The organism is Mucilaginibacter gynuensis (assembly GCF_039541195.1).
GTDB classification, from domain to species: Bacteria; Bacteroidota; Bacteroidia; order Sphingobacteriales; family Sphingobacteriaceae; genus Mucilaginibacter; species Mucilaginibacter gynuensis.
In genome coordinates this window covers 113,892-126,676 of the sequence record NZ_BAABFT010000007.1, presented here as the reverse complement: position 1 = coordinate 126,676, position 12,785 = coordinate 113,892, and the positions used below count along the sequence as shown (strand labels likewise).

Sequence of the window (12,785 nt, the reverse complement as noted above, 5' to 3'; positions counted from 1 at the left end):
CAGTAAAATGACCCGAGTTAACGACCTAATAAACTGTTTTATATTAAAGCCTTGGCGCACCGCTTTGGAGATTAAGATAAACCTTGCTACTTTAGCATACACTTATCACCTAAACATCTTCATCATGCAGCGAATTTTCCATCCGGTTGGTCAGGGCTCTTTTTTCAGTGAAACCTTTACAGAAACACAAACGCCTTACAGGATCGTTTTTGATTGCGGGTCGAGTACTTTAACGTCCAAATTAAGGAAGGTCAAAATAAATTCTTCGGTCAGAAAGGGCGAAACGATCGACATTCTTTTTATTTCACATTTTCACGCGGACCATATTAATGCCATTGAATATCTGATTCAGGGGCGTAAGGTTTAATCTTATCATCTTCAAGAATTTTGCCCTCACTTAAATCTTTAATAATATCGTTCCAAATGGCCCCTTCTTTGTAAAGCATCATTTTACCAATTTCGATATCATTGGGCACTGCCAGAAATTTTGCCTCACCGATATTCTCGGCATTTGTTCTTGCAAATCTGCCGATGAATTGCAATGTATTAGCCAAGGATTTTTTAGGCTTGTGAATAGCAGCTATATTTAAATTTGGGAAGTCAAACCCTTCGCCGAGCATATCAACGCAAATAATGCCATTCAAATCTCCGGCCTTTAACTTCTCTATCGTTTTGGTGATTGTACGGTAAGTTTGAGTGCTATCGACTTTTTTTAATCTTAATTCAGTGTGTTCCGCATATAACACGTTTAGAACTTCAGCGTGATCTTTGGTTTCTGTCCTTACCATTAGAACATGATTAAACCCTTTGGCTTTATCCTCGTTGAAGATTTTTTCAGTGGCTTTTGCGATGGCTAAATCGGGATCAGGGTCATTTGTAATTACCGGATAGTACCCTATTTCACCAAAGATTTTATCTTCAAAAGCCTTCGTTAGGGGGTAGTTATAGCACAATCTGCCATCTATCTCCTTTTTATCTCGTCTAAATGGTGTTGCTGTGAAAAATATTTTTTTAGCATTTGGAAATGCTTGAACAACATTTGTCCAAGTATATGCAGGGACATGGTGCGATTCATCGACAAGTACAAGATCAAAAAGATCTACAGGCGGTTTAAAATTGTCATTTATACCTTCATTTAAGCTATTCGGTATTCCTACCACGACATCAAATACCTTGAAATTCTTCCACGTCTCTAAATCTTTAATAGGTGATTTAACTTCCATGACCTTCGGCAGGGCAAGGTTTTTATGGAAAACATTAGACTCTTTCAAAGTTTTAAGCGTGCCGAATTCGTTGGCAATCTGACCGCGAACCATAACGCTTGAGCTAATAACCAATACGCGCTTTGCTCTTAATAAATAAGCCGATAAGTTCAAAACCGCCGTTTTTCCTGAACCCGTCGGCATAATAACCAATGCTGGCTCATTAGGAAAGAGGGTGAATTGAGAACCGATAGCATGAATCGCACCTATTTGCGCATTGCGTAGCCCTTTTAGCTTTGAATCACTAATAGGATAATTAATTTTGCTATAGTTATCGGAAAAGTAGCTCATGATAATACTTAGGTTAAATTGGACCTAAATATAACATTAAATGTTTTGAGCTATAACTTCGAAATCATATACAGTACACCAGTCCATGTATCTACAATTGATTGCTATCGATTTCACTTACAATCGATACATCTCGAAAAGTCGCGCTTTGACATCGTTCTATTTTAATCTCATAAAGCAACGCAATTGTTCACCGGGATATATCCAGCACCATAAAATATGCGTTGACCTCACCTTGCCAATGCAGATTTGGCTGAAAGCTTGTATATGCTGAAAGCCCTTCTCGAAAATATGAGGCAGTTTTTACTTTTGCATCCAGAAAGTAATTCGTAGTTGGATATCAGTAAGCTACGATGTTTTGGTTACAAATCAGCACAAATTTTTCGTCCTGAATAGGCTATTTTTGTTATGAATTTGTTGGCGGGATGTGGATAACTTTACTAAGTAGGCTAGCAAGTTCATGACGTTTGATATTTATTACAAAACGAATAGTAGTTACAAAAAGGATAGTATATATTCGTCACCGTAGTAAGACGGTTTTCATATTTTTACAGTGATTGACCAGGGGTCTACTAAAATACCACGGAATAAAATAACTCTAAGAATAGGGCTAAATGTGTGTAGGAAATGGCTATTCGACGGCAGTTTATGATTTCCAGGCATCCAAAAAAATGGTCTCAATAAGTGTCACTTTATCGGTTTTGACCACAACATTAAACCTATTATATGGCTTTTGTAAATAATATCTTTGATGTCAGCCTTAAAACGATAGGCTTGCTTCACGTGAACGGAGAGAGTCTGAATTTAATTAATTCCGATTCTTATAAGGCTTATATCAAAGCACTTTACCTTCCAAAAGGCTGTAAGATTAAAGTAGACTTCAGCGTATATGATACCGAGGGGCCGGCGCTGTTCTTTATCAGCCCTAATCAGGTACTAAGCATTGAAGGTTTATGTACAGAGTCTGGCTATTTCATATTTTACAACAGGGATTTTTATTGTATCCAGATACATGACGAAGAGGTAGCTTGCGATGGCTTATTATTCAATAATATCAATAACATGCCGATGACTGCCGTACCTGAGGAGGAGGCGACCTTTATCAATTATCTTTTTACCCAGCTCGAAAGCGAATTCAGGTTAAAAGAATCATCCCATGAAGAGATGCTTCGCACTTATTTGAAGCAATTACTCATCAAATCAACCCGGTTGTGGAAGCAGCAGCATTTTGAAGGAGTATTAACAGATCAAAATAACGACCCGGAAGCTTTTCGTCACTTCACCCAACTGGTAGAAGCGCATTACAAAGAGAAACATACCGTTGCTGATTACGCGGATCTAATGCTCGTTGCACCTAAAACACTAACGCACAAATTCAAAAGAATGAATTTGCCACCGCCGAACGAGGTCATTAAAAATCGTATTATCTTAGAGGCCAAGCGACTCCTGGTGCACACGAGCATGACGGCTAAAGAAATTGCTTATGAACTTGGATATGATGACCCGGCCTACTTTAGCCGTTTATTTTACATTAAAACCGGGGACTCGCCTTCAGCATTCAAAACTAAATTCCTGGGACAAAATAATAACCCAAAGGGAGATCCCCACTTATTATCAGAAGCATAGATATTGTTTAAATGATGCATAGCGTATCGCTGACAAAGCAGCGAACAGCCTGCTTGAACAAAACTGTCTATCTGTTAATGATTCTTTGATCAAAGATCTCCTGAGGTATTGTGCTGCCTGTGCGAATAACCCCACTTTTCCATAGCGAACAAAACCTCGTTCAAAGTATCAGCATACTCTGTCAATGAATATTGAACAGTTACAGGCTTTGTATCGCACACTTCCCGGTTGACTAAACCGTCCATCTCCATTTCCTGTAATTCTTTGGATAGAATACGCGGAGAAATATCTGCCTCCCGGCCCAACTCATTGAACTTTTGCTTCCGCCTCTCAAAACGGCTATCAGGACCAATTTCCATTTTCCACCAACAACATCCAAAGTGTCTCTTATTGCCATTTTAGCTTTACTGCACGTTTTTGCTGAGTGTATCATCATTTAATATCTTTTTGTTAATACTGTTCTATGTGTATGACCTGACTAAGGCATAGTGTTCATTCAACGTTCGGGACATCGATCCAAAACATGGAATTGCAATGAACAACAAGGCTATACCCAATGATCCTTATCCACTTTACTAGTGAAATGACATCGCAGCATTATTAAGCCAATTTAAATATAGTATTCTTTTTGTAACTACTATCCTTTTTGTAACACATAACAAATGTATAGTACTTGTTTGGAAATTTGCGTCAGCTTAAAGCTGGACATATTTCCCGACTTGAACCGGGCATAGTGGATATCGTCACAGGGTCGATAGTAAAAAATATTTCAACTCAATAAGCACACGATGAGCTAAACTTATCGGATCAGAAAACAGCAAGAATTTGTAAAACAAAAAACAGAAAATATGTCACTGAAAGCAATTAGAATCACAGGATTAATACTTACGATCATTTTAGGGCTTATTTTCACATTAAGTGCATTTTTGAAGCTGACCCTAAATGAGACAGCAATAAAACAAGCGGCATCTTTTGGTATCGATGCAAGGATTTACCAATTTATTGGAATAATTGAGATCGTTTCGCTGGTACTGTTCATTACTCCAAGAACCGGGGTATTAGGATCGCTTCTTTTGATCGCTTATATGGGAGGTGCTATCGTTACCCATTTGCAACATCATCAACCGATCGCAATGGCCGTGGCCGTTCAGATTATACTCTGGTTAACTGCGTACATCCGTTTTCCTGAACTGAGACAGAGACTGCTGAATAAAATTCAATAATTGACATGGATAAGAAATTTGAATTTGGGTTTTACACTTTTGGGGACATTGTTCCTAACCCTGTAACAGGGGTAAAAACGCCACAGCACCAACGGATAAAAGAGATAGTTGAGGCTGCCAGACTTGCAGATGATGCAGGTTTTGATCTGATAGGGATCGGAGAACACCACACTGCCGACTTTGTACTGTCTGCCCCGGTGGTGTTACTTTCAGCTATCTCACAAGTTACTAAAAACATTAAGTTGAGTACGGCTGTAGCCGTATTAAGCACACAAGACCCGGTACGTTTGTTTGAAGAGTTCTCAACATTAGACCTATTATCAAACGGTAGGTCGGAAATACTTGTAGGCAGAGGATCTACCACTGAATCCTTCCCTCTCTTTGGCTTCGATCTGAATAATTATGATGCCTTGTTTTCTGAAAAACTGGAACTGCTCAATATACTGAACAATAATGCGGTAGTTAATTGGAAAGGTAAGTTTCGTAGTCCATTGATTGATGCAGAAATTGAACCCCGCCCGTTAAAACCTATTCCAATTTGGATCGGTGTAGGCGGCTCTCCCGATAGTGCAGCCAGAGCTGGTAAAGCCGGAGCTCATATGAACCTGGCGATCTTGGGTGGCCCGGCCGAGAGATTCAAACATTTAGTTGACATATACAGAGCTTCAGCAGCCGAAGCAGGTCACGATGTCAATGACTTAAAAATAGCAGTTTCCAGCCATAGTTATGTCGGTGAAACATCAAAACAAGCCAGAGAAGAAATGTACGGAGCATTCTCCCATTCAATGGCTTACCTAATGAAAAAGCTGCGGGGTGTAAATTACCATATAGGCAGAGGTGATTTTGAAGCAATGACGGCCCCCGATACGGCTCTTACGATAGGAAGCCCGCAGGAGATGATCGATAAAATAATGCGTCAGTATGAGCTATTTGATCACGACCGCTATGTGTTGCAAATGGATATGAATGGTCTACCTTTTGATAAACTTGCCCGATCTATCGAACTGGTAGCAACCAAAGTAGCTCCCGAAGTCAGAAAGCTAATCGATAAAAAATAATAAATAAATATATAAAAATGGAGTTTAGCTTACATCTGTTTTCTATCTACCACCATCAATATCGCATTTTCATGAAAAAATCACGTATCTGCTTTCTTAGCTGCCTTTTTATTTTAAGCCAGTTTGCCTCACAAAGCTTTGCGCAAAGGGGTAAGCAAGTTGATAATACCAAGATCTTGCGATCAGTTCAAAAAAAGTATGGTTTAGATCCGGATCAACCGTTAGAAAAACGCATTGAAAAGACGCCTGACAGTGTGATCAAGATGTTCCGTGATGCCGGTATGTCACCAACAGCGCATATACTGACTGAAGAAGAGATTAACATTGTTGCTGCTGCTGTTGCCGCGCTTCCGCCTTTACACCGGCGAGTATTGAAACAGCATTTAAAAAGCATCAGCTTTTTAGATAATATGCCCAATACTGCTTTAACCGCTCCAATTACTAACAAAGAAAGTGCAAAACTTTATCATATCACTTTCCGTGCTGGTATCCTTCATCAAAGCATTTCCGACTGGGTAACGGGAAAAGAACGAACTTGCTTTGCGGTTGGCGACTCGACCATATCAATTTCAATTCAGGCGGGCCTGTTAAGTGCATTAACTTACGTCATGCTTCATGAAGGCACTCATGTTGTGGACGGATCTGTCGGCCTTCTCAGCACAGATACCATACAGGGCCGCCCGGTAGCTAATCAGTTCAGGGATAAGTTTGCTAAAAATATATGGGGAAATTTTCGCTTGCCCGTCTGGCAGTTCGCGGACTCGCTGGCCGCCAAAAGCATTTTTAGACCAAGCGGACGTCGGTTCGCGCTTAACGAGGCGGAGCGTGTATATAAAGGTCTTGCCCAAATGCCCTTTGTTTCGTTATACTCAACAGCCAGCTGGCACGAAGATCTGGCTGAGCTGCTGACCATTTATCACTTGACAAAAGTGCTGCACCAACCATTTCAGGTCGTGGTTACAAAAAACGGTAGGCAGGATTATCGCTTTGAGCCCATGTCGTCACCGGCAGTAAAACATCGGGTTGAGCAGCTTGAACGCTTCTATAGGAACACAAATTGAAGCTGCTTCTTATGCCTTTATCTTTTAAAAATTGGTAAAGGCATAAGGTGAAATTTTGCTTTTGGGAAAAATCTCCATCACACTCAGCCAAATGTGCATTCCCTGGCTGCGGTGTAGTGCGCACCTTTGTAATGTCAAACGACAATAACAATTAACAAAAAAACATAAAACCACAAAACTTAAGACAATGAAAACACTTATCTCAACTATCGCCCTGGCCGCTTCAATGATCATCAGCCAAAGTGTAAATGCTCAGACCAAAAGAACACCTGCATCTGCAGGCCGTGACGAGTATATTGAAGTAGAAAAGAATGTAAAGCTGCACGTGACCGACCTTGGCGAAGGGCAGCCGATCGTACTGATCCACGGCTGGCCGCTGAACGATTCGATGTACGAGTACCAATACCAGTATTTCGTTCATAAAGGTTTCCGTGTGATCGGCATATCATTAAGAGGTTTCGGCCAGTCAGACAGGCCTTATGGCAAATACGACTTCGACACCTTTTCAGACGATATTAAGGTAGTGCTGGAAAAACTGAAAATAGAAAAAGCCGTACTGGGCGGCTTTTCGCTGGGCGGCGCAGTGGTGACCCACTATGCAGCCAAATATAACGGCGCCCACATCAGCAAACTGGCTTTATTCGGAGCAGCAGCACCATCATGGAAACAACGCGCTGACTATCCTTACGGTATTACCGATGACGGTGCAGCCGGCCTGATCAGGAACTTAGAGACCAACAGGCAGGAAGTGATCGGAGGTTTTGGTAAAGCCTTCGGCGCTACCGAGACCAGTTTGCCGGCCCCTACTGCCAACTGGTTGGTCAACATGAGCGCTGATGCCTCACCTTATGCAACTGCACGCGCCATCATGGCACTGCGTGACCTTGACCTGCGTCCTTCACTGGCCAAGATCAAAATACCGGTAGCCATTTTCCACGGTACCCAGGATAAATTGTGTGACTTCGTTTTTGCCGAGCAATTGCATAAAGGCCTGAAAAACTCTTACATCGTAAAATTCGAGAAAAGCGGACATGCCCTGTTCGTAGAAGAATTGGACAAATTCAACACAGAGCTTGAAAAGTTTGCCAGATCTTAATGCACCAGACTATGACCTGCAGGAATGAGCCCGCAGGCCATAGTTTGAAACCTCAGCTATTTTTAAGGATACGATTTCATCATGAAAAATAATATATACGATACCGGCCTGAAAGTAATTGGAACAGTTCTGCTGGATTCTCAGGGATTGGCCCTGATCAACACAGATGTTTACAGCAATTTTATCCGGATCTTGTTTATACCGAAGGGGGTTAATATCCAAGTGGATATCGATAGCTTCGCGACCACAAGCCCTACACTGGTTTTCATAAGTCCGGATCAATTGTTGCGCATCGACAGCATACCTGACAGCTCGGCTTTCCTACTATATTATAACCGCGATTTTTACTGCATCCAATTGAACGATAAACAGGTAGCTTGTGACGGCTTGCTTTTCAGTCAGTTCAATCGCATGCGACTGACACCTGTACCGAATGAGCAGGCTGCATTTATTCATTACATGATCGGACAGATCAATGACGAATTTCTATTGAAGGACCCGACACAGGAAGAAATGCTGCGCACTTATTTAAAGCAGTTGCTCATCAAATCCACCCGTTTCTGGCGGCAGCGATTCGTGAACGAAGATGATCCGGTGGAAAATAAAGACCTTGAGATTTTCAGGAAGTTCGTGCAATTGGTCGAGGTATTTTACAAGGAAAAGCACTCGGTAGCAGATTATGCAGAAATGATGCATCTGGCACCAAAGACATTAACCCATAAGTTTAAACGCCTCAATCTCCCACAACCTGGTGAGGTGATCAAAAACAGGATCATACTCGAAGCGAAACGCCTACTGGTCTATACGGAAAGAACCGCTAAAGAGATCGCCTATGAACTGGGGTATGATGACCCGGCCTATTTTAGCCGCATTTTTCAGATCAAGACAGATCGTTCGCCTTCAGGCTTCAGAGAAAGTTATTTGTTGATGAACACGCCTGTCAAACAAGCATCCTAGGCCTCTTAAAATGAATACAATGATTTCGCCCTCAAATAAAGCGCTATGGCTGGGTCTTGCTGCATCGCTTCTTTTTTCAGTAACATTTATCGTTAACCGTTTAATGGCCCTTCATGGAGGGAGCTGGATATGGAGTGCTTCGCTGCGTTTCTATTGGATGCTGCCGTTCTTCGTGCTGATCGTTTGGTATCAGAACGGTCTCAGCCTGTTGTTCCGGGAGATGAAGAAAAATCTTCTTCAATGGATCATTTGGAGTACAGTTGGTTTTGGGCTTTTTTATGCGCCGCTTACCTATTCCGCTGCATATACACCTTCATGGTTGCTTGCCAGTACCTGGCAGTTTACGATCATCGCGGGCATTATTCTTAGCCCCTTGATCAATCGTAATGTAACCGGAAGCCCGCAAACGTTCAGATCGTCAGCCTTGTTCTCGGGGATCATTTTGTTGGGTATCATTGTGATGCAGGTCAGGCATGCGGAGGCGCTTCCGGCTAAAAGTATTTTGAAGGGTGTCATTCCCGTGCTCGTAGCAGCCTTCGCTTATCCTTTGGGCAACAGGAAAATGATGCAGCTTACCAACGGCAGGTTAACTGTTTATCAGCGGGTGCTTGGAATGACCCTTTGTAGCCTGCCTTTTTGGATCATGCTCAATCTATATGAGATCAGCGCGGGGGAGGCTATACCCTCTAAAGATCAATATTTACAAACATTCATCGTTGCCTTATTTTCCGGTGTTATGGCAACCGCATTATTTTTTTCTGCCACTGATCTTGCGCGAAAAAATGAAAAACAATTAGCAGCGGTCGAAGCAACCCAATCAACGGAAGTGCTTTTTGCGCTTGCTGGTGAGGTCATATTCCTGGGCAGTGACCTGCCCGACATCTACGGAATAACAGGAATTGCACTTGTCATGCTGGGCATGACACTTCATAGCCTGAAAAACTAAGCATAAAGATCTTAAGAGGAGTCTTCACAATCTACCCGCATTTGGGGATAGATGGGCCATCGCCATGGGTTTAATTTTGGATCGATTTAATTCGGTGAGATTTATAATGTTAGGTAATCGTGATCAGACAAAAAACATATTCCTTATTAAGGTATACATTCCGTAATGTATTACTGATGTGCTTTGCCATGATCATTGGTAGTCAATCAACTATGGCGATCAATGGGCCTGAACCCAAATTGTTTTTCAGGCACCTTGGTCCGGAACACGGCCTGTCTCACGCCAAGGTGAACAGTATCGTACAGGATAAACGGGGCTTTATTTGGTTAGGTACAGAAGATGGCCTCAATCGTTACGACGGGCGTTCGTTCACTATCTACCGGAACCGTCCCGACGACAGCGCTTCGCTCTCCGGTAATATCATTACGGATCTTTATGAAGACGAACATGGTATATTATGGATCGCTACAGCTGACGGCGGTTTGACAGGATACGATCATCGTTTACCTGCTGCAGGTAAATTCAGACAATACCGGCATGATCCGAAACAGCCGGGCTCTTTACCGGACAACCGTATAGACAAGATGGTTGATGACGGAAACGGAAACTTATGGCTGGTAACCGGAAGCAACCTCTTAGTTAGATTCAATAAAAAACTACATGAGTTTAAGAGCGTAGATCCAAGCAATAGACGGAAAATATTGACCATAGAACTTCTTAATAAAGGTCAGCTTTTGGTCAGTCGGGAAGGTACTTCCCCATTAATAATTAATACGATAACGCTTAAGTCAGTGTTAGAGCAATATTGTAAAAGTGATGATAAAAGATCGGCATACAGATCGGTCAACACAGCTTTTATAGACTCAAAAAAACGGATATGGTTCTCATCAAGGGAAAACGGATTGCAAGTTTTCCAAAGCGCCGCGATACCAGGAAGGTCACGGGAAAATAAGTATAGCAAGATGCTGCCGCTTAACAGTGAAGTAGTCTCTATCTCAGAGGATAAAAACAACCGTTTATGGCTGGCCGGGAGAGAAACCGGTGTCACCGTTCTGGAACCAGAAAGTGGAAAGTTTACTGCCTACCGACATTCAGAAAACAACGGCGCTTTAGCCAGCGACCATGTAAATACCCTGGTCACCGACCGGTCAGGCATTATCTGGATCGGGACAAACAATGGTCTCAGCATATACGATCCGGTTTATTCGCCTTTCCAGAAATTTTATCTTCCTGCCAATGCGAACGGGAAAACGGTAGAGATCAATGATTTTTATCGTGATGACCACGAGGATCTTTGGATAGCTGCGAATAACGGCATATACATCAGAGAGCATAAGACCGGGCAGTTCAAGTTCAGGCGAACTTCTTACCGTGGTGTTCCTTTGGCTGTGACCAAGTTTTTCAATGGAAAAGATGGCGTTTTTTATATAGGCACAGACCAATCGATATTTAAATATGACCGACAAAGAGACAAGCTATCGAGGCTGTCTGATTCAACACATGATCCCATCATGAAAAAGCCATCCAGTTCTAGGATCACTTCTATCATAAGTGACAGCGTAGATCATCATCCGGTATTGATCGTCTCATCCAATGGGACAGGCTTAACCTATTATGATCTGCTAAAGCAAAAATGGGTGTTAAGGCCGGATCATTTAAAAGGAAATACCGACGATTTTGATGTCATTGAGAATGCGGTTAAAAAGTTATACCGTGACCAGGCCGGCAGTATCTGGATCGCAACAGAGCATCACGGGTTGGGCAAATGGCAGCAAACCGGCCAACCAATAAAATACATTGATGGGCGATCTGATAACCGTTCTTTTACAGCAAGTAAAACTATCTATGATATAAAGGAGGATGGCGCGGGTAACTTATGGATAAGTACCTACGGGGGAGGCCTTCATCACTTCGACACTAAGCACTTTTCATTCGACCATATCAACGGGTCAAATAACCTGACCGAAGGGCTTCAAACAGACAGGCATGGAAACGTATGGATGGTGTCGAATGGCCACCTGCATGCTTATAGTCCTCTAAACAAAGTATATAGCTGCTACGATCTACCGGAGGTTAAGGATGATGGCGGTATAAAAGGATACATATACCGCGACAACAATGGTATTTTGTATGCGGGCGGGACAAATTACTATGTGACTTTTGATCCCGCCGCCGTTTCGAAAATAGCCAGTCAGCCAAATCTTTACTTTACTGACTTTAAAATCTTTAATAAGTCTTATGGCCAACTCCTCAACCATTCAGAAATAAAGCTGATCCATACTCAGAACTATTTTTCCATTGAATTTGCTGCCCCTGAATATAACAGCAACCATGTGCAATTTGCCTACATGCTGGATGGATTTGACAACGAATGGATTGTTGCTGACCGCCAAAATTTTGCCAGCTATTCAAATTTGCCCCCCGGGAAATATGTTTTTAAGGTAAAAGCATCGAATTGGGAAGGGAATAAAACCGATAAGATCAAGACACTTACGATCACCATAGAACCGCCGTTTTACCGCCGATGGTATTTTTTTGTAGCTGCCGGGATCTTGATAACCGGGTTACTTTACCTGGTCTACCGGTACAGGATCAATGAATATCTGAAGCGGCAATCTATACGCAATATGATCGCACAGGATCTTCACGATCAGATCGGTTCAACCCTAAGCAGCATAGCGGTATATAGTAAAGTGGCGAAGGTTTATCAGTTGCAAAAGGAGCCAGAAAAGTTGACAGAAGTGCTCACGATCATTGGTTGTACAGCAAGTGAGACCATTGTTGAAATGGCAGACATCGTATGGGCGATCAATCCGAAAAATGATCAGGTGAGCAGCATCATACAAAAAATCCAATCTTATGCACGTCCATTGTGCGCCGCCCAAAACATAGAATTTACATTTAGCTGTGATGCTAAGATTCATAAGCTCACACTTGAGATGTCAGCAAGGAAGAACTTTTACCTTATCATTAAAGAGGCTATCACCAATGCCATTAAACACTCGGACTGTAGTCAATTAAATGTTGATATACGCCTTCATCATTATGTCATTGAAATGCTGATCGAGGATAATGGAACTGGCTTTGATACCAGTTCAGATACCCGTTCCACATTTGAAGGCAATGGTTTAACCAATATCAGTTCAAGGGCAAAGGAACTCGGTGCCGAATTGTATTGGAACAGCAGACCGGATCATGGTACGCGGATCTCTGTTGTATTTAACATCTGACCTTGGCAATTCTACAAATAACCCTTAACAACCAA

Annotated in this window: 11 protein-coding genes; 9 read left to right on the top strand and 2 right to left on the bottom strand. The window is 42.2% G+C overall.

The genetic code is table 11. The features are described 5' to 3' along the window. Positions 1 to 7 precede the first annotated feature (7 nt). Positions 8 to 367, top strand: a complete 360-nt coding sequence (locus ABD894_RS28185) for an MBL fold metallo-hydrolase (protein ID WP_425562965.1) — start codon at positions 8 to 10, stop codon at positions 365 to 367. On the opposite strand, the gene ABD894_RS15115 is transcribed toward ABD894_RS28185, so the two are convergent. Further along, positions 327 to 1,553, bottom strand: coding sequence for a DEAD/DEAH box helicase (locus tag ABD894_RS15115; protein WP_345211894.1), 1,227 nt, complete (start codon positions 1,551 to 1,553; stop codon positions 327 to 329). The genes ABD894_RS28185 and ABD894_RS15115 overlap by 41 nt on opposite strands. Before the next feature lie 726 nt (positions 1,554 to 2,279). On the opposite strand from ABD894_RS15115, the gene ABD894_RS15110 reads away from it, so the two are divergent. After that, positions 2,280 to 3,179: a helix-turn-helix domain-containing protein gene (locus ABD894_RS15110; protein ID WP_345211893.1), complete on the top strand. Its 900-nt coding sequence runs from the start codon at positions 2,280 to 2,282 to the stop codon at positions 3,177 to 3,179. 89 nt (positions 3,180 to 3,268) lie between these two features. Here the strand turns inward: ABD894_RS15110 and ABD894_RS15105 are convergent, their stop codons facing one another. Then, positions 3,269 to 3,538: a winged helix-turn-helix transcriptional regulator gene (locus ABD894_RS15105; protein WP_345211892.1), complete on the bottom strand. Its 270-nt coding sequence runs from the start codon at positions 3,536 to 3,538 to the stop codon at positions 3,269 to 3,271. A gap of 489 nt (positions 3,539 to 4,027) precedes the next feature. Here ABD894_RS15105 and ABD894_RS15100 point away from each other — a divergent pair, with 489 nt between their 5' ends. The 7 genes from ABD894_RS15100 (at position 4,028) to ABD894_RS15070 (ending at position 12,750) form a co-directional block, all read left to right on the top strand. Beyond that, positions 4,028 to 4,402 carry a DoxX family protein gene (locus ABD894_RS15100; protein ID WP_345211891.1) on the top strand — a complete coding sequence of 125 codons (375 nt, stop codon included), beginning with the start codon at positions 4,028 to 4,030 and terminating at the stop codon, positions 4,400 to 4,402. Between the two features lie 5 nt (positions 4,403 to 4,407). Next, the gene (locus tag ABD894_RS15095) at positions 4,408 to 5,460 is read left to right on the top strand and encodes an LLM class flavin-dependent oxidoreductase (protein ID WP_345211890.1); all 1,053 of its coding nucleotides are present in this window, start codon (positions 4,408 to 4,410) and stop codon (positions 5,458 to 5,460) included. A gap of 17 nt (positions 5,461 to 5,477) precedes the next feature. Continuing rightward, entirely contained in the window at positions 5,478 to 6,521 is a 1,044-nt protein-coding gene (locus ABD894_RS15090; protein WP_345211889.1) for a hypothetical protein, read from the top strand. Between the two features lie 187 nt (positions 6,522 to 6,708). After that, a complete protein-coding gene (locus ABD894_RS15085) occupies positions 6,709 to 7,617 on the top strand; it encodes an alpha/beta fold hydrolase (protein WP_345211888.1) in 909 nt (302 codons plus the stop codon). Positions 7,618 to 7,698: 81 nt separating this feature from the next. Continuing rightward, the gene (locus tag ABD894_RS15080) at positions 7,699 to 8,574 is read left to right on the top strand and encodes a helix-turn-helix domain-containing protein (RefSeq protein WP_345211887.1); all 876 of its coding nucleotides are present in this window, start codon (positions 7,699 to 7,701) and stop codon (positions 8,572 to 8,574) included. A 10-nt stretch (positions 8,575 to 8,584) separates the two neighbouring features. Continuing rightward, positions 8,585 to 9,520, top strand: coding sequence for a DMT family transporter (locus tag ABD894_RS15075; RefSeq protein ID WP_345211886.1), 936 nt, complete (start codon positions 8,585 to 8,587; stop codon positions 9,518 to 9,520). Positions 9,521 to 9,708: 188 nt separating this feature from the next. Next, complete coding sequence (locus ABD894_RS15070; RefSeq protein ID WP_345211885.1) at positions 9,709 to 12,750, top strand: ligand-binding sensor domain-containing protein; 3,042 nt, start codon at positions 9,709 to 9,711, stop codon at positions 12,748 to 12,750. Positions 12,751 to 12,785: the final 35 nt, after the last annotated feature.

What these genes read in the sequence shown, in the direction of transcription:
- ABD894_RS28185 (WP_425562965.1), top strand. Translation starts at nt 8, where the DNA reads ATGACCCGAGTTAACGACCTAATAAACTGTTTTATATTAAAGCCTTGG.
- ABD894_RS15115 (WP_345211894.1), bottom strand. Translation starts at nt 1,553, where the DNA reads ATGAGCTACTTTTCCGATAACTATAGCAAAATTAATTATCCTATTAGT.
- ABD894_RS15110 (WP_345211893.1), top strand. Translation starts at nt 2,280, where the DNA reads ATGGCTTTTGTAAATAATATCTTTGATGTCAGCCTTAAAACGATAGGC.
- ABD894_RS15105 (WP_345211892.1), bottom strand. Translation starts at nt 3,538, where the DNA reads ATGGAAATTGGTCCTGATAGCCGTTTTGAGAGGCGGAAGCAAAAGTTC.
- ABD894_RS15100 (WP_345211891.1), top strand. Translation starts at nt 4,028, where the DNA reads ATGTCACTGAAAGCAATTAGAATCACAGGATTAATACTTACGATCATT.
- ABD894_RS15095 (WP_345211890.1), top strand. Translation starts at nt 4,408, where the DNA reads ATGGATAAGAAATTTGAATTTGGGTTTTACACTTTTGGGGACATTGTT.
- ABD894_RS15090 (WP_345211889.1), top strand. Translation starts at nt 5,478, where the DNA reads ATGGAGTTTAGCTTACATCTGTTTTCTATCTACCACCATCAATATCGC.
- ABD894_RS15085 (WP_345211888.1), top strand. Translation starts at nt 6,709, where the DNA reads ATGAAAACACTTATCTCAACTATCGCCCTGGCCGCTTCAATGATCATC.
- ABD894_RS15080 (WP_345211887.1), top strand. Translation starts at nt 7,699, where the DNA reads ATGAAAAATAATATATACGATACCGGCCTGAAAGTAATTGGAACAGTT.
- ABD894_RS15075 (WP_345211886.1), top strand. Translation starts at nt 8,585, where the DNA reads ATGAATACAATGATTTCGCCCTCAAATAAAGCGCTATGGCTGGGTCTT.
- ABD894_RS15070 (WP_345211885.1), top strand. Translation starts at nt 9,709, where the DNA reads ATGATCATTGGTAGTCAATCAACTATGGCGATCAATGGGCCTGAACCC.